Origin of the sequence: Streptomyces sp. NPDC050988, assembly GCF_044456225.1 — a bacterium.
In the GTDB taxonomy this organism is placed as follows: domain Bacteria; phylum Actinomycetota; class Actinomycetes; order Streptomycetales; family Streptomycetaceae; genus Streptomyces.
Genome location: NZ_JBITFQ010000008.1, coordinates 242,263 through 261,773 on the forward strand (window position 1 = coordinate 242,263; position 19,511 = coordinate 261,773).

Below are 19,511 nucleotides of genomic sequence, written 5' to 3' on the forward strand. Positions count from 1 at the left end.
GCCCGCCCCTGAGTGCTGCCGCCCCCGCCTTTCCACAGGGGCGCGGGGAACTGCGCGACCGGCCCCCACGCACCCGCAGGGTCGGCGCTCGGGCCGTGAGCCGTCACGTTCGCGCCGAACGTCCGGACCCGTCCCGCCGTCTGTACACACCCCTCACGAAGGCCCGTTCCCATCCCCGGGAGCGGGCCTTCGTACGTCGTTAAGGTGAACCCATGCGCACACCCCCACGCTTCGACCGCGGACACACCGACGACCTCATGTCCTTCCTGGCGGCGAGCCCGTCCCCGTACCACGCGGTGGCGAACGCCGCCGAGCGGCTGGAGAAGGCAGGCTTCCGGCAGGTCGCGGAGACCGACGCGTGGGACGGGACGAGCGGTGGAAAGTACGTGCTGCGCGGGGGCGCGATCATCGCCTGGTACGTGCCGGAGGGCGCCGAGCCGCACACCGCCTTCCGCATCGTCGGGGCGCACACCGACTCCCCCAACCTGCGGGTGAAACCGCGCCCGGACAGCGGTGCGCACGGCTGGCGCCAGGTGGCGGTCGAGGTCTACGGCGGCCCGCTCCTCAACTCCTGGCTCGACCGGGACCTGGGCCTCGCCGGACGGCTCTCGCTCCGGGACGGCTCGACGCGCCTGGTGAACATCGACCGGCCGCTGCTGCGCGTGCCCCAGCTCGCCATCCACCTGGACCGGTCCGTCACCTCGGACGGCCTCAAGCTCGACAAGCAGCGGCATCTGCAGCCCATCTGGGGCCTGGGCAACGACGTGCGCGACGGCGATCTGATCCGCTTCCTGGAGGAGGAGTCGGGGCTCACCGAGGGCGAGACCACCGGCTGGGACCTGATGGTGCACTCCATCGAACCGCCCGCCTACCTGGGCCGCGACAAGGAGCTGCTCGCGGGCCCGCGCATGGACAACCTGCTGTCCGTGCACGCCGGTACGGCGGCGCTGGCGGGCGTGGCGACTGCCGACGAGCCCCTCTCCTGCATCCCGGTCCTCGCCGCGTTCGACCACGAGGAGAACGGCTCGCAGTCGGACACGGGAGCCGACGGGCCGCTGCTGGGCAGCGTGCTGGAGCGTTCGGTGTTCGCGCGCGGCGGCTCGTACGAGGACAGGGCCCGCGCCTTCGCCGGCACGGTCTGCCTCTCCTCCGACACCGGTCACGCCGTGCACCCGAACTACGCCGAGCGGCACGACCCGACGCACCACCCGCGCGCGGGCGGCGGCCCGATCCTCAAGGTGAACGTCAACAACCGCTACGCGACGGACGGTTCGGGCCGCGCCGTGTGGGCCGCCGCCTGCGAGAAGGCCGACGTGCCCTTCCAGACCTTCGTCTCCAACAACTCCATGCCCTGCGGCACCACCATCGGCCCCATCACCGCGGCCCGCCACGGCATCAAAACAGTCGACATCGGCGTGGCCATCCTCTCGATGCACAGCGCCCGCGAACTCTGCGGCGCCACCGACCCGTTCCTGCTGGCGAATTCGCTGGTGGGGTTCCTGGAGGGGTAACAGGCGGGGTGTCAGAAGGGGTGGGCGCGTTTCGCTAGGCGGTCCGCGGAGGTCTCCCCTGCATGGAGGGACCGGGTCCGGGTACTCGGCCCGGACCCGGGAACCGCACGGTCTCCGGGCCCGGAACGAAATGTGTTTCAAACAGGAGGCGACACCCATGGGCCTGGGCGGGTGCATCATTCTGATCGCCACAGGAGCGATCCTCACGTTCGCGACCGACTGGGACATGCAGGGGGTCAACCTCGACCTGGTCGGCATCATCTTCATGATCGTCGGACTGATCGGTGTGGCGACGTTCAGCAGCATCGCCAAGCGGCGCCGGGTCGTGGTGCCGCCGAGCACACCGGTGGTCACCGAGGAACGGCCCAACCGCGGCGGGTACAGCGACGGTTACGGCGCCTGATCGCCGTAGGCCGCACTCCGTACGAATCAGCTGTTCAGCACGTGCCCGGTGGTGGCGTCCACATGGTCGGGGACCTCCTCGTGGCGGTCCCCGACCGACAGCGTGCCGGTGGGCTCGATGACGAGGATCGCCGCGCCGGAGGGCGAACTCGGCTTGTGCTCGGTGCCGCGCGGGACCGTGAAGAGCGAGCCCTTGGGCAGGACCACCGTGCGCTCGCCACCGGACTCGCGCAGGGCGATGCGCAGTTCGCCCTCCACCACCAGGAAGAACTCGTCGGTGTGGTCGTGGGTGTGCCAGACGTGCTCGCCCTCGACCTTCGCGAGGCGTACGTCGTAGTCGTTGACGGCGGTGACGATGCGCGGGCTCCACAGGTCGTCGAAGGAGGCCAGCGCGGCGGCGAGGGAGACGGGTTCGGTGTTCTGGGCCATGAGTTCATCGTGCGGCGGGACGGCCGGGGCGTACGAGTGCTAGAAATCGCACATGCCGCAAGGATCCTCGCAGCACCCGGCTCCGACACCGCATCCGGCTCCGGCTCCGATTCCGGCTCCGATTCCGGCTCCGCATCGGCCCCCGTCTCCGGGGCGCCGGCCGCACCGCGTCGCCGTGATCGTCGACGAGGGCACGAACCCCTTCGAAGTCGGCGTCGCGACCGAGCTGTTCGGACTGCCGAGGCCCGAACTGGGCCTGTCCCAGCCCCTGTACGAGCTGACGTTGTGCACCCCCACGCCCGGGGTCCGTATGAACCACGGCTTCTTCACGCTGAGCGGAGTGCCCGGGCTCGACGCGGTGGACGGCGCGGACACCCTCGTCGTCCCCGGCCGCCCCGACAACGTCGTGCCGCGCGGCGAGACCGTACTCGACGCCGTCCGGCGCACGCACGCCCGCGGGGCCCGCGTCGTGAGCCTGTGCACCGGGAGCTTCGCGCTCGCCGAGGCCGGAATCCTGGACGGGCGCCGGGCCACCACCCACTGGCGCTGGGCCGACCTCTTCCGGGAGCTGCACCCGAAGGTCGACCTGGAGCCGGACGTGCTCTTCGTCGACGAGGGGGACGTGCTGACCGCGGCGGGCAGCGCGGCCGCGCTCGACCTCGGGCTGCACGTCGTGCGCCGCGACCACGGCGCCGAGATCGCGAACGCCGTGTCCCGGCGGCTCGTCTTCGCCGCCCATCGCGACGGCGGGCAGCGGCAGTTCGTCGAACGCCCCCTGCCCGACGTACGGGACGAGTCGCTGGCACCGCTGCTGGCCTGGGCGCAGGCCCGGATCGGCGAACCACTGACGGTCGCGGACCTCGCGACGCACGCGGCCGTGTCGCCCGCCACGCTCCACCGCCGCTTCCGTGCCCAGCTGGGCACGACCCCACTGGCGTGGCTGACGGGCGAACGGGTGGCGCTGGCCTGCCGGCTCATCGAACGCGGCGAGGAGCGACTGGACGTCGTCGCGGCACGCAGCGGCCTCGGCACCGCCGCCAACCTGCGGGCGCGGCTGCGCCGCGAGACCGGGCTCAGCCCGTCGGCCTACCGACGGCGTTTCGGACCTGTCGCCGGGGAACGGCTAAGAGCATGAAATTCCTCGTACGCGACCGGCTTCTGGGCATCGGTGACGACTACTGGATCGAGGACGAGCACGGCCGCAAGGCCTTCCTCGTCGACGGCAAGGCGATGCGGCTGCGGGACACCTTCGAGCTGAAGGACGCGCAGGGGCGGGTGCTGATCGACATCCACAAGAAGATGCTCGCGCTGCGGGACACGATGGTCGTCGAGCGGGGTGGTGAGCCGCTGGCGACCATCCGCCGCAAGCGGCTGTCGCTCCTCCGCAACCACTACCGCGTGGCCCTCGCCGACGGGACCGAACTCGACGTCAGCGGCAAGATCCTCGACCGTGAGTTCGTGGTCGAGTACGACGGTGAACTCCTCGCCCACATCTCCCGCCGGTGGCTCCGGGTCCGGGAGACCTACGGCGTCGAGGTCGTACGCGACGACGCGGACCCCGCCCTGCTGATCGCTGTAGCGGTATGCGTGATCCACCTGGCGGAGAGGGAACGGGACTCGGACTGACGACCATTCCTCGCCCTCGCCAGGTTGGGATGTGGGTGCGGGTTCGTGGTGGCTGGTCGCGCAGTTCCCCGCGCCCCTGAGGTGACTCAGCCCCTCCGGCGTTTGAGGAGCGGGGGTTCGGGGGCTGGCCCCCGAGTAAGTGACGGGAATGGGTAGGGGCGGCGGGGGCGAAAAAAGGACCCGGCGCCACCCCCCGCCAGCCAACTCACCCCCGAGGACGCTCAACCCCCAGTACCCGATCCCTCAGCACAGGAAACTGCCCCCGAGTCGCCCCGACCCTCGCGGGATCGAACTCCACGGAGAGGACCTCCTGACCCGCACCCGCCTCCGCAAGCACCTCACCCCAGGGATCAACCACGATCGAGTGACCGGCCTGCGGAACCCCCGCATGCGTCCCGGCCGTCCCACACGCAAGCACGAACGCCTGGTTCTCGACCGCCCGCGCCTGGGCCAACAGCGTCCAGTGCGCCCGGCGACGCTCCGGCCAGCCCGCCGGAATCACCAGGGTCTCGGCGCCCGCGTCGACGAGACCGCGGAACAACTCGGGGAAGCGGAGGTCATAACAGGTGGCGAGCCCAACGACGGTCTCGGGCAACCGGACCGTCACCAGCTCCGCCCCCGCCCCCATCAACACGGCCTCACCCTTGTCGAAGCCGAACCGATGGATCTTCCGATAGGCGGCGGCCAGTTCACCGGCGGGGGAGAAGACGAGGGACGTGTTGTAGAGCGGCCCCTCAGGATCCCGCTCGGGAATCGAACCCGCGTGCAACCACACACCCGCGTCGCTCGCCGCCTTGGCCATCACCTCGTACGTGGGCCCTTCGAGCGGCTCCGCCTCGGCACCGAACGACTCGAAGGCGAAGGCCCCCGTCGTCCACAGTTCGGGCAGCACGACCAGGTCGGCACCGGCCTGTTCCCGTACCAGCGAGGCGACACGCTCCCTGCGGGAGTCGATCGATTCGCCCTCGTCCACAGCGATCTGGAGCAGGGAGGCGCGCACACTACCACCGTCCTGGCATTCGAGCCTTTGATACGGGCCTACGATCGTCACACGAAAGCACTGCCGGGGTGCCTCACAGCAGCGTAACTTAGCGTCCCAAGACACCCGCTGACTGTGCACTGCCCGCGTCCAACCGCCCGAGGGGTCCCGTTCCGTGAGTCTGCATCCCAGCCTTCAGTCCTACGCCGACGCCTGGACCCACTCCATCGACGCGATATCCGAACTGGTGTCGCCGCTGGTGGAGGGGGAATGGAACCGGCGGACTCCCTGCCCGGGCTGGTCGGTGCGCGACCTCGTCTCGCATGTCATCGGCCTCGACTGCGAGATGCTGGGCGACCCCCGGCCGATCCACACGCTCCCCCGCGACCTGTACCACGTGACGAACGAACACCAGCGGTACATGGAGATGCAGGTCGACGTACGCCGTCACCACACCGCCCCGGAGATGACCTCCGAGCTGGAGTACACGATCATCCGCCGCAACCGCCAGCTGCGGAACGAGTCACGGCAGCCGGACGCCCTCGTCCGCGGCCCGCTCAGCACCGAGGTCACGCTCGAAGAGTCCATGCGCAACCGGTCGTTCGACCTCTGGGTGCACGAGCAGGACCTGCGCACCGCCCTCGGCAGGCCGGGCAACCTCGACTCCCCCGGCGCGTACGTCGCCCGTGACGTGCTGCTCAGCAGGCTCCCGAAGGTCGTCGCCAAGGACGCCGGCGCCCCGCCGAACTCGGCGGTCGTCTTCGACGTCCACGGCCCCCTCGAATTCCTGCGCACGGTCCGCGTCGACGCCGAGGGCGTCGGTTCGATAGACGGTGCCCCCTCCCTCGGCCCCGCCGCCACCCTCACCCTCGACTGGGAAACCTACTTCCGCCTGGCCTGCGGCCGCGTGACCCCGGAAGCGGTGGCAGACCGCCTCAAGACAGAGGGCGACCCGGAACTGACAGCGGCAATCCTGAGGAACTTCACGGTCACACCCTGACGTTGGCATTCCCAGCCCCTCCGGCGTTTGAGGAGCGGGGTCTGGGGCGGAGCCCCAGGTTCGGGACGGGAAGGGGCGGCGGGGGCGAAAAAACCCACCCCGCCCCACCCCCGCCGGGCTGGGCCGGCCCGCCCTACGCCGGAACGTGCACCGTCTCCACCCGGCTCGCCACGAGCCTCTCCCGCTCCCGCCGAGCCGCCTGCTTCCTCAACCGCAGTATCTGACTCACCCCGAACGCCTGCAGAACGAACACCACGGAGAACGCGACCGAGTAGTCGCCCCCGGTGGCATCCAGCAGCACCCCGATCGCGAACAACGTCGTCATGGAGGCGACGAAACCGCCCATGTTGGTGATCCCGGAGGCAGTCCCCTGACGCTCCGGCGGATTCGCGGGCCGCGCGAAGTCGAACCCGAGCATCGACGCGGGCCCGCACGCACCGAGAACCACGCACAGCACGATCAGCAGCCACATCGGCGCACGGTCGGCGGGATAGGCGAGCGTCGCACCCCACACGACGGCCGTCGACAGCACCGTACCGAGCGCCAGCGGCAGCCGCGCCGCATGGTGCCGGGCGACGATCTGCCCGTACACGAGGCCGATGAGCATGTTGGAGAGCACGACCAGTGTGAGGAGTTCCCCGGCCGCCGCCCGTGACAGGCCCTGGGCCTCGACGAGGAACGGCAGCCCCCACAGCAGCAGGAACACCATCGCCGGGAACTGCGTCGTGAAGTGCACCCACAGCCCGAGCCGGGTGCCGGGCTCCCGCCAGGACGCCACGATCTGACGGCGTACGTACGCGGCTCCGTGGTGCGGGAAGGGCTCCGGCTCGTGTCCCTCGGGGTGGTCCTTCAGGAAGAGCAGCATCAGGACGAGGACGACCACGCCGGCGACCGAGCTGCCCGCGAAGGCGGCCGTCCAGCCGACGCCGTGCAGCAGCCGGGCGATGACGAGCGTCGAGACGAGGTTGCCCGCCATGCCCACCAGGCCGGCGAGCTGCGCGACCATCGGCCCGCGCCGGGCCGGGAACCAGCGCGAGCCGAGACGCAGCACGCTGATGAACGTCATCGCGTCACCGCACCCGAGCAGCGCGCGCGAGGCGAGCGCCATCCCGTACGAGGGCGAGAGCGCGAAGCCCAGCTGCCCGATCGTGAACAGGACGACGCCGAGGGTCAGCACCTTCTTGGTACCGAGCCTGTCGACCATCAGGCCGACCGGTATCTGCATGCCCGCGTAGACGAGGAGCTGCAGGATCGAGAAGGTCGAGAGCGCGGAGGCGTTGACGTGGAAGCGGTCGGCGGCGTCGAGGCCGGCCACCCCCAGCGACGTACGGAAGATGACCGCGACGAAGTAGACGGAGACGCCGACCGACCAGACCGTGATCGCGCGACGGCCGCCGGGCGGGTCACCGGGGAGGGTGAGCGCCGAGGAGGAGGACGAACTCATCGGACGTCCCCCCGCGCCAGGTTGGAGAACCAGCTGACGTGGCGGTGGACCAGGGCGACGGCCGCCTCCGCGTCGCCGGAGCGCAGCGCGTCGAGGATCTCCTGGTGTTCGACGAGCGTCTTGGTGATCCGGTCGGGGTGGGCGTGCATCACGGCGACGCCCATCCTCAACTGGCGGTCGCGCAGCTGGTCGTAGAGGCGGGAGAGGATCTGGTTGCCCCCGCTGCGGACGATCTCGGCGTGGAAGCAGCGGTCGGTGACGGCGGCTCCGGACAGATCGCCGGCGGCTGCCTGCTCCTTCTGTTTCGCGAGGAGTTCGGTGAGGCGCTCGATCAGCGCGGGGGAGGCGGGCACCGCCTTGCGGATCGCGTGCTCCTCGACGAGCTGCCTGGTCTCGACGACGTCCGCGATCTCCTGTGCGGAGACGGGCAGTACGAGGGCGCCCTTCTTCGGGTAGAGCCGGATCAGGCCCTCGACCTCCAGCTTGAGCAGCGCCTCGCGCACCGGAGTCCGTGAGACCCCGACCGCGTCGGCCAGTTCGCCCTCGGTGAGCAGGGTCCCGCCCTCGTAACGACGTTCCAGCACAGCCTGCTTGACGTGCGCGTAGACGCGTTCGGCGGCGGGAGGTTGCTTCACTGCCAAAGACATGGCGACATCATAGATACAACACGTACGCAAGGTCGCGGACCGTCCAGGATCCGGACGGGGCGGGAATCCGAGTAAGAGCCCGGGTAAGAAAACGCATCCCTGTTCAGGAATCGCACATCCTTTTGTGCTACTCACATGTCACACGAGAAGGCGCCACTCTCAAGTGACCGCCATCCTGGGGCATTTGGCACCTTCGGTGCCTTCAACCTAATCGGGGTAATCGACTTGATAACCGTCATAAAGGGCGCACGGATTCGCAGAGCTGCCGCAGTGGTCGTCACCACCGGAGCCGTGCTCGCGACCGGGGCCCTCACAGCGGCGCCCGCGCAGGCCCTCGCCACCCCCACGGTCGTCGCCAAGGGCGGCTACGTGATGAACAACGGCACGGCCAAGACGCTCTACACCAAGGCCGCGGACACCCGCCGTTCCACCGGCTCCACGACGAAGATCATGACCGCGAAGGTCGTGCTGTCGCAGCCGAACCTCAACCTGGACGCCAAGGTCACCATCCAGAAGGCGTACAGCGACTACATCGTCCGTAACAACGCCTCGTCGGCACGGCTGATCGTCGGCGACAAGGTCACCGTCCGCCAGCTGCTGTACGGGCTGATGCTGCCGTCCGGCTGCGACGCCGCGTACGCGCTCGCCGACAAGTTCGGCTCCGGCTCGACGCGTGGCGCCCGCGTAAAGTCGTTCATCGGCAAGATGAACAAGCAGGCCAGGGACCTCGGCCTGACGAACACCAAGTTCGACTCGTTCGACGGGATCGGCAACGGCTCAAACTACTCCACGCCGCGCGATCTGACGAAGATCGCCAGCAGCGCGATGAAGAGCGCCAACTTCCGCGCGATCGTGAAGACGAAGAAGTACACGGCGAAGACCGTCACGAAGACCGGCGGCACCCGCACGATGGCGGCGTGGACCAACACCAACGGTCTCCTCAGCAGCTACAGCGGCGCCATCGGCGTGAAGACCGGCTCCGGCCCCGAGGCCAAGTACTGCCTGGTCTTCGCCGCGACCCGCAACGGGAAGACGGTGATCGGCACCGTTCTTGCCTCGTCGTCGATCTCGGCTCGCGAGTCCGACGCGAAGAAGCTGATGAACTACGCCTTCCAGAAGTAGGCGGGCCGCTCCACGGAAGGGGGACGGGCTTCGGCTCGTCCCCCTTCCGCGGGTGGTACGTGGTTACTCGCGCAGTTCCCCGCGCCCCTAAGAGATCTAGGGGCGCGGGGAACCGCGCGACAAGCCCCCACCCACGCGCAGCCGAACCACTACGCCCAGGTGATCAACCGCTTGGGCTGCTCCAGGATCGCCGCCACATCCGCCAGCACCTTGGAGCCCAGCTCCCCGTCGACCAGGCGGTGGTCGAAGGACAACGCCAGCGTCGTCACCTGACGAGGCTTGACCTTGCCCTTGTGGACCCACGGCTGGAGCTTGATCGAGCCGACGGCGAGGATCGCGGACTCGCCGGGGTTGAGAATCGGCGTGCCCGTGTCGACGCCGAACACACCGACGTTCGTGATCGTCACCGTGCCTCCCTGCATGGCCGCCGGTGACGTCTTGCCGTCGCGGGCGGTGGCGACCAGCTCCGCGAGTGATTCGGCGAGCTGGGGCAGGGTCTTGGCGTGGGCGTCCTTGATGTTCGGGACGATCAGGCCGCGAGGCGTGGCGGCGGCGATGCCCAGGTTCACATAGTGCTTCTGGACGATCTCCTGGTTGGCCTCGTCCCACGAGGCGTTGACCTCCGGGTGGCGCTTGATGGCGACCAGCAGGGCCTTGGCGATCAGCAGCAGCGGATTGACCCGCAGCCCCTGGAGCCCGTATGTGTCGGGGGCCCGCTTGATCTCCTCGACCAGCTTCATCGTGCGCGTCACGTCCACCGTGACGAACTCGGTGACATGCGGCGCCGTGAACGCCGAGCCCACCATCGCGGCCGCGGTCGCCTTCCGGACCCCCTTGACCGGGATACGGGTCTCCCGCGCGCCGTCGTACGTGGCGACCGGAGCCGGAGCCCGGACGGGAGCCGGCGCCGACGCGGGCACTGCCGCGGCCGGGGTCTCCTGGACGGGAGCGGCCGGGGCCACCGCCGCGTGCACGTCCTCGCGCGTGATGATCCCGTCGGGACCTGACGGTGTGACCGTCGCCAGGTCGACGCCGAGATCCTTGGCCAGCTTGCGCACCGGAGGCTTGGCCAGCGGGCGCGCCGCCGGAGCCGCGTGCCCGTGCCCGTTCAGCTCGCTCTGGACGGCCACCGCCGCCGCGGCGGCGGCCTCGGGCTGCTGGGCCGGAACTCCCCTGCGGGGGCGGCGCTTCGTGGAGGACTCCGCGACCCCGTACCCGACGAGGACCGGCGTGCGGCCCGCGGGCTTGGCCTTCTCCCCGGCAGCCGCGGGCTTCTCCGGAGGAGCTTCGGTCCGCTCGGCGGGGGCTGCCGGAGCGGACGGGGTTGCCGGAGCCGCCGCTGTGGGCACCGACGCGGCCGGGGCCTGCGCCTCGGCCGGCGGGGCGGCCGGAGCGGCTCCGCCGTTCACGTCCACCGCGATGATCACCTGGCCGACGTCCACCGTCGTCCCCTCGGGGAAGCGCAGCTCGTGCACCACCCCGTCGAAGGGAATCGGCAGCTCGACGGCGGCCTTGGCGGTCTCGACCTCGCACACCACCTGGCCGTCGGTGACCGTGTCACCGGCCTGGACGTACCACTTGAGGATCTCGGCCTCGGTCAGACCCTCGCCCACGTCGGGCATCTTGAACTCGCGAAGTCCCGAGGCAGTCTCAGTCATCGTCGTCACGACCCTCTCCTCAGTACGCCAGCGAGCGGTCGACGGCGTCGAGCACCCGGTCCAGGCCCGGCAGGTACTCCTCCTCCAGCCGTGCCGGCGGGTACGGGGCGTGATAGCCGCCGACCCTCAGCACGGGCGCCTCCAGGTGGTAGAAGCACCGCTCCGTGATCCGGGCCGCGATCTCCGCGCCCGTCCCCAGGAACACCGGCGCCTCGTGGACCACGACCAGGCGGCGGGTCTTCTCGACCGAGGCCTGGATGGAGTCGAAGTCGATGGGGGACATGGACCGCAGGTCCACCACTTCGAGGGACTTGCCCTCCTCCTGGGCGGCGGCCGCGACCTCCTGGCAGACCTTCACCATCGGGCCGTACGCGGCCAGTGTGAGGTCGCTGCCCTCGCGCACCACGCGTGCCTTGTGCAGCGGGCCGGGGATCGCCTCCCGGTTCACCTCGGACTTGTCCCAGTAGCGCCGCTTCGGCTCGAAGAAGATCACCGGGTCGTCGCTCTGGATGGCCTGCTGCATCATCCAGTACGCGTCGGAGGCGTTCGAGGGCGAGACGACCTTGAGGCCCGCGACGTGCGCGAACAGGGCCTCAGGGGACTCGGAGTGGTGCTCGACCGCGCCGATGCCGCCGCCGTACGGAATGCGGATCACGACGGGGAGCTTGATCTTGCCGAGCGCCCGCGCGTGCATCTTCGCGAGCTGCGTGACGATCTGGTCGTACGCCGGGAAGACGAAGCCGTCGAACTGGATCTCCACCACCGGGCGGTAGCCGCGCAGCGCGAGGCCGATCGCCGTGCCGACGATGCCCGACTCGGCGAGCGGGGTGTCGATGACCCGCTCCTCGCCGAAGTCCTTCTGCAGACCGTCGGTCACGCGGAACACACCGCCGAGCTTGCCGACGTCCTCGCCCATGATCAGGACCTTGGGGTCGGCGTCGAGGGCCGTGCGCAGCGATTCGTTGATCGCCTTGGCCAATGCCATCTTTTCCGCGGTCATCGCTACTTGCCCTCCCCTTCATCGGCGAACGACGCCTGGTAGGCGGCGAACTGGGCCCGCTCCTCGTCGACGAGCGCGTGCCCGTCCGCGTACACGTTCTCGAAGATGGCGAAGTGGTCCGGGTCCGGCATGGCGCGGACCACTTCGCGCACTCGCCTTCCCAACGCCTCGCTCTCGGCCTCAAGTTCCGCGAAGAATCCCTCGTCCGCGTGGTTTGAAGCCTCCAGGTACGTGCGCATGCGCTGGATCGGGTCCTTCGCCTCCCACGCCTCGCGCTCCTCGTCGGCCCGGTACTTGGTCGGGTCGTCGGACGTGGTGTGGGCACCCATGCGGTACGTGTACGCCTCGACGAGGGTGGGCCCCTCACCCCGGCGGGCCCGCTCCAGCGCCCACTTGGTGACGGCGAGACAGGCGAGGACGTCGTTGCCGTCGACGCGGACGCCCGGGAAGCCGTAGCCCTGCGCGCGCTGGTAGAGCGGCACGCGGGTCTGGCGTTCGGTGGGCTCGGAGATGGCCCACTGGTTGTTCTGGCAGAAGAACACGACGGGGGCGTTGTAGACGGCGGAGAAGGTGAACGATTCAGCGACGTCGCCCTGGCTGGAGGCGCCGTCCCCGAAGTACGCGATCACGGCCGAGTCGGCGCCGTCCTTGGCCACACCCATGGCGTAGCCGGTGGCGTGCAGCGTCTGCGAGCCGATGACGATCGTGTAGAGGTGGAAGTTGTTGCTGTTCGGGTCCCAGCCGCCGTTGTTCACGCCGCGGAACATGCCGAGGAGGTTGGTCGGGTCGACCCCGCGGCACCAGGCCACGCCGTGCTCACGGTAGGTCGGGAAGACGTAGTCGTCCTCGCGTGTGGCCCGCCCGGAGCCGATCTGTGCGGCCTCCTGGCCGAGCAGCGAGGCCCACAGGCCCAGCTCGCCCTGGCGCTGCAGGGAGGTGGCCTCGGCGTCGAAGCGTCGGGTGAGCACCATGTCGCGGTACAGGCCGCGGAGCTCTTCGGGGGTGATGTCGGCTACGTACGCGTCATATTCGCCATTCTTGACGCGCTTGCCCTCGGGCGTCAGCAGCTGTACGAGCTCGGGCTGGGCGCCCGGCGGCTTCTTCGCAGCGGTGCGCTTGGTACCGGCGCTGCGTCGCGGCTTGCGCGCGGCAGTGCTCTCCACGGTCACGTGTGCTCCTCCGTCGGTCCGGTCCCCGGGGTTGCCGGGTGACCAGTGCGGCTCGCCTGATCTCCGTACCCGCGCACGGGGTGGGTGCGCTCGGCCGGGAACAGGCGTGACAGGTGCCCCGGCGAGCGCCCTGCACATAGCACGTTACCCAGTGCTCCACATTTCTGTGAAACCCCTCCTGACCTGCGTTTTTGCTTGGATTTCCGAGTACTTTCCACTCGGACTTCCAAGTACTTCGCGCCGATCCGGAACAGTCGCTGGTCAGAGCACTGGTTACAGCCTGGCAGGGGGCCGGAACACCGGCACGTTATCCCGGTCACCCCGGGGACGGGAAGAGTTCGACCGGGGCGGTCGGAAAGATCGTGTGTGAGACTGGCTCCGTGCGCGAAGAAGGAAAAATCACTGTATTTCTTCTCGACGACCATGAGGTGGTCCGCCGGGGTGTGCACGAGTTGCTCTCGGTGGAGGACGACTTCGAAGTGGTCGGCGAGGCGGGTACGGCGGCCGACGCACTGGTGCGAATTCCGGCCACCCACCCGGACGTCGCCGTCCTCGACGTACGCCTGCCGGACGGCAGCGGGGTCGAGGTGTGCCGCGAGATCCGCTCCCGGGACGAAAGCATCAAATGCCTGATGCTGACGTCCTACGCCGACGACGAGGCCCTCTTCGACGCGATCATGGCGGGCGCCTCGGGCTACGTCCTCAAGGCGATCCGCGGCGAGGAGCTGCTCTCGGCGGTCCGTGACGTCGCCGCCGGCAAGTCCCTGCTCGACCCGGAGGCCACCGCCCGCGTCCTGGAGCGACTGCGCGGCGGAGGCAGCGCCAAGGGCGACACCCGGCTCGCGAGCCTCACCGACCAGGAGCGCAGGATCCTCGACCTGATCGGCGAGGGGCTCACCAATCGCGTGATCGGCGAGCGGCTCCATCTCGCCGAGAAGACGATCAAGAACTACGTCTCCAGCCTGCTGTCCAAACTCGGCATGGAACGGCGTGCGCAGGCGGCCGCCTATGTGGCCCGGATGCAGGCGGAGAAGCAGCGCTGAGTCTTCCGCCCTCCCCGTAGGACCGTGTTGGGTGATCCGCGCTCTCCGTAGAGGCCGATCAGCGCTCCGTGGACGCGTCCAGCGCTCCGTAGAGGTCGTTTATTCGGGACTTATGTCCCTGTGTGGAGGGCCGGGCGCCCCTTTTTCCGTCTCCCGTTGTGCCGCACATTGAGAGGCATGCCGACCGACGAACACCTCGCCGCCGGACTGCTCGGCCGCGTCCAGCACGGCCGTCTGGCGGCCAGCATGCGCGCGCTGCCCTTCCTGGCCACGGCCCGCCACATCGTGGTGGGCGGCCGCGTCCTGCTGCGGATGCACAAGGGACACGGCCACCACCGGGCGTGCGCGGGAAGCGTCGTCGCGTACGGCGCGGACAACCTGGGCTCCCCGCGCGCGGGCGAGGGCCACTGGTCGGTCCAGGTCGTCGGGGTGTGCGAGGCCGTCGAGCCGACCGCCGCCCAGCTCACGCTCTTCGGCCCGGCCCCGCGCCGAGTGGACGACGCGCCCTTCGAGCCCGTGTACCTGGAGGTCACACCGGAGTTCGTCACCGTGCACTCGACGGACGGTGGCCTGGAGCTTGCACACCGGCACTGTCCGTGACAAGCCCGAGGTCAACGGCCTCTCCGGTGCCCTAACATCTGGCGCGTGCCGCGCTCATCTGTTTCGCCCGCCCTCTCCCCCGCACCCCCTCTGGGCGCCCTGCTGCGGCGATACGCCGCCGGGGTCCCGCTGGCCTGCGAACCCGTCGACCAGGGGCTGCTCAACCGCGGCTACCGCCTCGCCACCACCCGGGGCCGGTACTTCCTCAAGCACCATTTCGACCCCGAGACAGCCGACCCCGCCGCGATCGCCCGCCAGCACCGCGCGACCCAGCGCCTCGCCGACCTCGGCGTCCCGGTGGCCCCGCCGCTGACCGGCACCGACGGCCGTACGGTCGCCGTCGTCGGCGGGCACGCGTACGCGCTGCACCCCTGGATCGACGGACGCCACCGCAGCGGCGCCCAGCTCACCACCGAGCAGTGCCGGCGCCTGGGGGCGCTCCTGGGCGTCGTACACGCGTCCCTGGAGCAGGTGATGCCACCGAGGCCGACCGAGGAGCGCGCGGAGAGCGCCGACCCCGACGACACCTTCGCCCTCATCGACGACCTGCTCGCCCGGGTGCGCCGCCACCACCCGGCCGACGCCTTCGACGAGCTGGCCCGCCACCGCCTCCTGGAGCGGCGCGCCCTCCTGGAACGGCACGCGGACCGGCGGCCCCCGCAGGGAGGCTCGGTGGGCTGGGTGCACGGGGACTTCCACCCCTTCAACGTGCTCTACCGGGGAGACACCCCCGCCGCGATCGTCGACTGGGACCGGCTCGGCGTCCAGCCGCAGGCCGAGGAGGCGGTGCGCTCCGCGGTGATCTTCTTCGTACTGCCCGCCGGCACGCTCGACCTGCCGAAGGTACGGGCCTACGCCCGCGCGTACCGGCGCTCCGCGCGGGCCACCCCCTCCGAACTCTCGGCCGCCGTGCACCGCGTGTGGTGGGAGCGGCTCAACGACTTCTGGATACTGCGCTGGCACTACGAGCGCGGTGACACCCGCGCCGACCCGCAGTTCCCCGCGGTCTCCGCGCTGGCGGTGTGGTGGACGCGGGAGTACGACGCGGTGTGCGAGGCGTTCGTGGGATGACGCTCAGCCGCGTCCGTCACTTCAGCCGTCTCAGCCGCGGGACGCGGGAAACGGCACGCGCGCGTGGAGCCCGATTCCGGGTTCCACGCGCGCGTGGGACGTTCGTGGGTGAGGACGCCGGGTCAGCCGACGGCACCGCCGTCCGCGCCTGTCTCACCGCCGTTGCCGCCCGTCTCCACCGGGTCGGTCGGCTCCTCCGTAGCAGTCGTCTCCGGGTCCGTAGGCGTCGGATCGTCCGTCGGAGTCGTCTCCGGATCCGTCGGCTCGGTCTTCGAGGGCGAGGGGGTGTTGCTCGGCGATGGTGTGTACGACGGCGAGTAGTCCGGGTCGCCGCCCGTGCCGGTGTCCTGGTTCGTGGGCTCGTCCGTGGGCTCGTCGGACGTGCTCTCGCTCGGCGTCGTCTCCTTCTCGGTCTGCGAGGTGGTCGGCGACTGCGTCGTGCCGCCCCCGCCGCCGTCGCCGTTGCCGTTCTGCAGCGCCAGCGCGACCCCCGCCGCGATCGCGACCACCGCGAGAACCGCCAGGATCCACAGCTTGCCGCGGCCGCTGCCCCGGTTGCCGTGCCCCTCGAAGCCCCCGTCGTCGCCGCCACCGCCACGGCCGGGCGGCAGCATCGGTGACGGGATCTGGGTGGTGCCCGAGTCGCCGGGGTGCGGCAGTCCGGCGGAGCCCGCGAGGCCCATCGCCGGGGTGTTCACGGACTCGTGCATCTCCACGGGACCGGTGTTCCAGGTCCCGGTGTGGCCGCCCTGGTCGTACAGCATCTGCAGCCCGTACTGGGTGAGCCCGCGCATCTCCTCAGCGGTCTGGAACCGGTCGTCCGGCTCCTTCGCGAGTGAGCGCATGACCAGGCCGTCCAGCTCCGGCGGCGCCGCGTCCGAGACCTCGGAAGGGGGCACCGGGATGTCCTGGACGTGCTGGTAGACCACCGAAAGCGGGGTCTCACCGGTGAACGGCGGCCGCAGCGCGAGGAGTTCGTAGAGGAGGCAGCCCGTCGCGTACAGGTCGCTCCGGTGGTCGACCGCCTTGCCGAGCGCCTGCTCCGGCGAGAGGTACTGGGGCGTGCCCATGACCATGCCGGTTTGAGTCATTGTCGACTGGGCGCCGTGCAGGGCGCGCGCGATGCCGAAGTCCATCACCTTGACCGCGCCGGTGTTGGTGATGATCACGTTCGCGGGCTTGATGTCGCGGTGCACGATGCCGTGCTGATGCGAATAAGCAAGCGCTTCGAGCACTCCGGAGACGATGATGAGAGCCTGCTCGGGCCCGGGCGCCTCGGCGTTGAGCAGCAGGTCACGGATCGTGCGGCCCTCGACGAGCTCCATCACGATGTACGGGACGACCTGGTGGCCGACCACGTCCTCGCCGGAGTCGTAGACCGCCACCACCGCATGGTGGTTGAGCCCGGCCACCGACTGTGCCTCGCGCGTGAACCGCGCCTTGGACACGGGGTCCTCGGCCAGGTCGGAGCGGAGCAGTTTGACCGCGACCGTGCGCCCCAGCCGGACGTCCTCGGCGGCGAACACCTCGGCCATGCCGCCCCGGCCGAGTCTGTGGGTCAGCCGATACCGGCCGTCGCCGACCAGCCCGCCGTTACCCCACAACTCCGGCGCATCTGACATACCGCCGCCAGTCGCCTCGGGGTCGGACGGGCCCTGAGCGCGCTGCTGCTGTGCCATCAGTCCTCGCCGTCGTTTCTGTCCGCACCGGTCGAAGTACGCGCGGTGGTTGTTACGGTCTCCGTCGGGCCACGCTACAGCCTCCGCGTGAGCGGCCGACCCGAGATGGACCGGCCATGAAACCCACACCCGGTCCGCGGGTGCAAATTCTGTGTACCGGCCGTACGGCACCTGTAACGCTTCCGCGACTCTTCTTTCGCGTACGGTCACGGAACGGGCACCGAGCTTGACGTGTCAGTGGCCTCCGGCAGACTTGGCCGGGAATAACACTAAGGATCACCGCCTCGGGGGCCACATCAGCAGCTTCGGCCCGCGTGACGGGGCACGCCGATGGGGGACGCAGAGACATGAGCCAGGACGGCGCACACGGCCGGTACGCGGGGCGTTCGGTCGCCGGCGGGCGCTACCAACTGCGCGACCTGCTCGGCGAGGGCGGCATGGCCTCGGTCCATCTCGCGTACGACGCGGTGCTCGACCGACAGGTCGCGATCAAGACACTGCACACCGAACTCGGCCGTGAGCAGGCCTTCCGCGAGCGCTTCCGCCGCGAGGCCCAGTCGGTGGCCAAGCTCACGCACACGAACATCGTCTCGGTCTTCGACACCGGCGAGGACACGCTGCTCGAAAGCGGCTCCGCCGCGGGGTCCGGCGCCCCGACTCCGTACATCGTCATGGAGTACGTGGAGGGCCGCCCGCTCGGCTCGGTCCTCGACCAGGACATCGCCCAGTTCGGCGCCATGCCCGCCGACAAGGCCCTGAAGATCACGGCGGACGTGCTGGCGGCGCTGGAGATCAGTCACGAGATGGGCCTGGTCCACCGCGACATCAAGCCGGGCAACGTGATGATGACGAAGCGGAACGTCGTCAAGGTGATGGACTTCGGCATCGCCCGCGCCATGCAGTCCGGTGTGACGTCGATGACGCAGACCGGCATGGTCGTCGGCACCCCGCAGTACCTGTCGCCGGAGCAGGCCCTCGGCCGGGGCGTGGACGCCCGCTCGGACCTGTACTCGGTCGGCATCATGCTGTTCCAGCTGGTCACCGGGCGGTTGCCGTTCGAGGCGGACTCGCCGCTGGCCATAGCGTATGCGCACGTCCAGGAGGAGCCCGTCCTGGCCTCCTCGGTCAACCGCTCGCTGCCGCCGGCGGTGGACGCGCTGATCACCCGCGCCCTGAAGAAGAACCCCAACGAGCGTTTCCTGAGCGCCGAGTCGATGCGCGACGAGTGCCTGCGCGTGGCCCAGTCGTTCCAGGCCGCACCGCCGAGCATCGTGCCGGGCGCCCAGACGTCGAGCGGCGCCGGTGTCGGCTCCGCGGTGTTCCCGCCGGTCGACCAGTCGGCCCAGGCTCCGCAGGGCAACGTACAGACGCCGTACCAGCCGGGCCCCTACGGCCCGCCCACCCCGGCGCACTCGTCCACGCCCGCCCCTTCGTACGGCTATCCGCAGCAGGGCGGCTACCCGACGCCGGCCCAGACCGCCGCGTACTCCCCGCAGCAGGGCTACTCGACCCCGCCGCCGTACACGATCACGCCGCAGCAGCCCTCGGCGCCCGCCTCCGGTGGCGGGCGCAAGAGCAACATGCCGGTGATCGTGGGCTCGATCGTCGTCGCGCTGGCCGCCGTCGGCGGGCTGATCGCCGCGCTGCAGCTGGGCGGCGGGGGCGACGACGACGGGGGCGGTACGGAATCCAGCGCGTCGGCGTCGGCGTCCGCGGTGGCCGGGCACAAGGGGCCCGACACCACGAAGAAGATCGAGAAGACCGAGTGCACGGAGCCCGAGGAGTCGTACAACGACGCCGACAAGATCAAGGTCCCGGACTTCAAGTTCAAGAACATGGACTCGGTGAAGGCCTGCCTGCAAGCGGCGGGCTGGCAGTACGAGAGCCAGCCGGTCGACGAGAACGCGTACGGCCAGGACACGGTGATGAGCCAGATCCCCGCGGCGGACGCGGACGTCGACCCCAAGAGCATGCCCAAGATCCAGCTCTATGTGTCGACGGGCAACCCCGCCTGATTCCCTGACCGTTCGGGCACCAGGACCGCCCGCACCAAGACCGTTCGGACACGCGAAGGGGCCCGGCATTTCTGCCGGGCCCCTTTCGTCCGCGCGCTGTTCGGAGTGATGGGAGT

At 70.0% G+C, this 19,511-nt stretch carries 18 protein-coding genes; 10 read left to right on the forward strand and 8 right to left on the reverse strand.

What is annotated here, in order from left to right; all coding sequences use genetic code 11:
- The first annotated feature begins 212 nt into the window (after positions 1-212).
- Positions 213-1,511 carry a M18 family aminopeptidase gene (locus ACIBEI_RS20375; protein WP_398890650.1) on the forward strand — a complete coding sequence of 433 codons (1,299 nt, stop codon included), beginning with the start codon at positions 213-215 and terminating at the stop codon, positions 1,509-1,511.
- Positions 1,512-1,668: 157 nt separating this feature from the next.
- Complete coding sequence (locus ACIBEI_RS20380; RefSeq protein WP_398890652.1) at positions 1,669-1,914, forward strand: hypothetical protein; 246 nt, start codon at positions 1,669-1,671, stop codon at positions 1,912-1,914.
- A 26-nt stretch (positions 1,915-1,940) separates the two neighbouring features.
- Here ACIBEI_RS20380 and ACIBEI_RS20385 read toward each other — a convergent pair whose 3' ends face one another.
- Entirely contained in the window at positions 1,941-2,342 is a 402-nt protein-coding gene (locus ACIBEI_RS20385; RefSeq protein WP_398890654.1) for a cupin domain-containing protein, read from the reverse strand.
- Positions 2,343-2,394: 52 nt separating this feature from the next.
- On the opposite strand from ACIBEI_RS20385, the gene ACIBEI_RS20390 reads away from it, so the two are divergent.
- Together ACIBEI_RS20390 and ACIBEI_RS20395 are read left to right on the forward strand one after the other, a co-directional pair.
- Positions 2,395-3,477: a GlxA family transcriptional regulator gene (locus tag ACIBEI_RS20390; protein ID WP_398890656.1), complete on the forward strand. Its 1,083-nt coding sequence runs from the start codon at positions 2,395-2,397 to the stop codon at positions 3,475-3,477.
- A complete protein-coding gene (locus ACIBEI_RS20395; protein WP_398890658.1) occupies positions 3,474-3,968 on the forward strand; it encodes an LURP-one-related/scramblase family protein in 495 nt (164 codons plus the stop codon). Before ACIBEI_RS20390 ends, ACIBEI_RS20395 begins: the two co-directional genes overlap by 4 nt.
- Before the next feature lie 205 nt (positions 3,969-4,173).
- On the opposite strand, the gene ACIBEI_RS20400 is transcribed toward ACIBEI_RS20395, so the two are convergent.
- Entirely contained in the window at positions 4,174-4,968 is a 795-nt protein-coding gene (locus ACIBEI_RS20400) for a carbon-nitrogen family hydrolase (protein ID WP_398890660.1), read from the reverse strand.
- 154 nt (positions 4,969-5,122) lie between these two features.
- Between ACIBEI_RS20400 and ACIBEI_RS20405 the strand changes: the two genes are divergently transcribed.
- Entirely contained in the window at positions 5,123-5,947 is an 825-nt protein-coding gene (locus ACIBEI_RS20405) for a maleylpyruvate isomerase family mycothiol-dependent enzyme (RefSeq protein WP_398890662.1), read from the forward strand.
- A 133-nt stretch (positions 5,948-6,080) separates the two neighbouring features.
- Here the strand turns inward: ACIBEI_RS20405 and ACIBEI_RS20410 are convergent, their stop codons facing one another.
- On the reverse strand, positions 6,081-7,391 hold the full coding sequence (locus tag ACIBEI_RS20410; protein WP_398890664.1) for a nitrate/nitrite transporter: 1,311 nt from the start codon (positions 7,389-7,391) through the stop codon (positions 6,081-6,083).
- Complete coding sequence (locus tag ACIBEI_RS20415; RefSeq protein WP_398890666.1) at positions 7,388-8,038, reverse strand: GntR family transcriptional regulator; 651 nt, start codon at positions 8,036-8,038, stop codon at positions 7,388-7,390. The genes ACIBEI_RS20410 and ACIBEI_RS20415 overlap by 4 nt, the downstream gene beginning before the upstream one ends.
- A 225-nt stretch (positions 8,039-8,263) precedes the next feature.
- Here ACIBEI_RS20415 and ACIBEI_RS20420 point away from each other — a divergent pair, with 225 nt between their 5' ends.
- Positions 8,264-9,160: a D-alanyl-D-alanine carboxypeptidase family protein gene (locus tag ACIBEI_RS20420; protein WP_398890668.1), complete on the forward strand. Its 897-nt coding sequence runs from the start codon at positions 8,264-8,266 to the stop codon at positions 9,158-9,160.
- Between the two features lie 149 nt (positions 9,161-9,309).
- On the opposite strand, the gene ACIBEI_RS20425 is transcribed toward ACIBEI_RS20420, so the two are convergent.
- From ACIBEI_RS20425 to pdhA, 3 genes are read right to left on the reverse strand one after another with little or no spacing between them, the layout of a single operon-like run.
- A complete protein-coding gene (locus tag ACIBEI_RS20425) occupies positions 9,310-10,827 on the reverse strand; it encodes a dihydrolipoamide acetyltransferase family protein (protein WP_398890670.1) in 1,518 nt (505 codons plus the stop codon).
- Between the two features lie 10 nt (positions 10,828-10,837).
- Positions 10,838-11,818 carry an alpha-ketoacid dehydrogenase subunit beta gene (locus ACIBEI_RS20430; protein ID WP_143641408.1) on the reverse strand — a complete coding sequence of 327 codons (981 nt, stop codon included), beginning with the start codon at positions 11,816-11,818 and terminating at the stop codon, positions 10,838-10,840.
- Positions 11,819-11,820: 2 nt separating this feature from the next.
- Positions 11,821-12,987: a pyruvate dehydrogenase (acetyl-transferring) E1 component subunit alpha gene (gene pdhA, locus ACIBEI_RS20435; RefSeq protein WP_362071432.1), complete on the reverse strand. Its 1,167-nt coding sequence runs from the start codon at positions 12,985-12,987 to the stop codon at positions 11,821-11,823.
- A 380-nt stretch (positions 12,988-13,367) separates the two neighbouring features.
- Here pdhA and ACIBEI_RS20440 point away from each other — a divergent pair, with 380 nt between their 5' ends.
- From ACIBEI_RS20440 to ACIBEI_RS20450, 3 genes are all read left to right on the forward strand, one after another.
- Complete coding sequence (locus ACIBEI_RS20440) at positions 13,368-14,030, forward strand: response regulator (RefSeq protein ID WP_398890673.1); 663 nt, start codon at positions 13,368-13,370, stop codon at positions 14,028-14,030.
- A 177-nt stretch (positions 14,031-14,207) separates the two neighbouring features.
- Positions 14,208-14,630, forward strand: a complete 423-nt coding sequence (locus tag ACIBEI_RS20445; RefSeq protein WP_398890675.1) for a pyridoxamine 5'-phosphate oxidase family protein — start codon at positions 14,208-14,210, stop codon at positions 14,628-14,630.
- A gap of 45 nt (positions 14,631-14,675) precedes the next feature.
- Positions 14,676-15,701: a phosphotransferase gene (locus ACIBEI_RS20450; protein ID WP_398890677.1), complete on the forward strand. Its 1,026-nt coding sequence runs from the start codon at positions 14,676-14,678 to the stop codon at positions 15,699-15,701.
- Between the two features lie 122 nt (positions 15,702-15,823).
- On the opposite strand, the gene ACIBEI_RS20455 is transcribed toward ACIBEI_RS20450, so the two are convergent.
- Positions 15,824-17,380 (reverse strand): protein kinase, encoded by a 1,557-nt coding sequence (locus ACIBEI_RS20455; protein ID WP_398890679.1) that lies wholly within the window; start codon positions 17,378-17,380, stop codon positions 15,824-15,826.
- 347 nt (positions 17,381-17,727) lie between these two features.
- Here ACIBEI_RS20455 and ACIBEI_RS20460 point away from each other — a divergent pair, with 347 nt between their 5' ends.
- A complete protein-coding gene (locus tag ACIBEI_RS20460; protein ID WP_398890681.1) occupies positions 17,728-19,395 on the forward strand; it encodes a protein kinase in 1,668 nt (555 codons plus the stop codon).
- Positions 19,396-19,511 lie beyond the last annotated feature (116 nt).

Coding starts and splice junctions, on each gene's coding strand:
- ACIBEI_RS20395 (WP_398890658.1), top strand. CDS start 3,474: ATGAAATTCCTCGTACGCGACCGGCTTCTGGGCATCGGTGACGACTAC.
- ACIBEI_RS20390 (WP_398890656.1), top strand. CDS start 2,395: ATGCCGCAAGGATCCTCGCAGCACCCGGCTCCGACACCGCATCCGGCT.
- ACIBEI_RS20460 (WP_398890681.1), top strand. CDS start 17,728: ATGAGCCAGGACGGCGCACACGGCCGGTACGCGGGGCGTTCGGTCGCC.
- ACIBEI_RS20375 (WP_398890650.1), top strand. CDS start 213: ATGCGCACACCCCCACGCTTCGACCGCGGACACACCGACGACCTCATG.
- ACIBEI_RS20410 (WP_398890664.1), bottom strand. CDS start 7,391: ATGAGTTCGTCCTCCTCCTCGGCGCTCACCCTCCCCGGTGACCCGCCC.
- ACIBEI_RS20380 (WP_398890652.1), top strand. CDS start 1,669: ATGGGCCTGGGCGGGTGCATCATTCTGATCGCCACAGGAGCGATCCTC.
- ACIBEI_RS20385 (WP_398890654.1), bottom strand. CDS start 2,342: ATGGCCCAGAACACCGAACCCGTCTCCCTCGCCGCCGCGCTGGCCTCC.
- ACIBEI_RS20430 (WP_143641408.1), bottom strand. CDS start 11,818: ATGACCGCGGAAAAGATGGCATTGGCCAAGGCGATCAACGAATCGCTG.
- ACIBEI_RS20445 (WP_398890675.1), top strand. CDS start 14,208: ATGCCGACCGACGAACACCTCGCCGCCGGACTGCTCGGCCGCGTCCAG.
- ACIBEI_RS20415 (WP_398890666.1), bottom strand. CDS start 8,038: ATGTCTTTGGCAGTGAAGCAACCTCCCGCCGCCGAACGCGTCTACGCG.
- ACIBEI_RS20455 (WP_398890679.1), bottom strand. CDS start 17,380: ATGGCACAGCAGCAGCGCGCTCAGGGCCCGTCCGACCCCGAGGCGACT.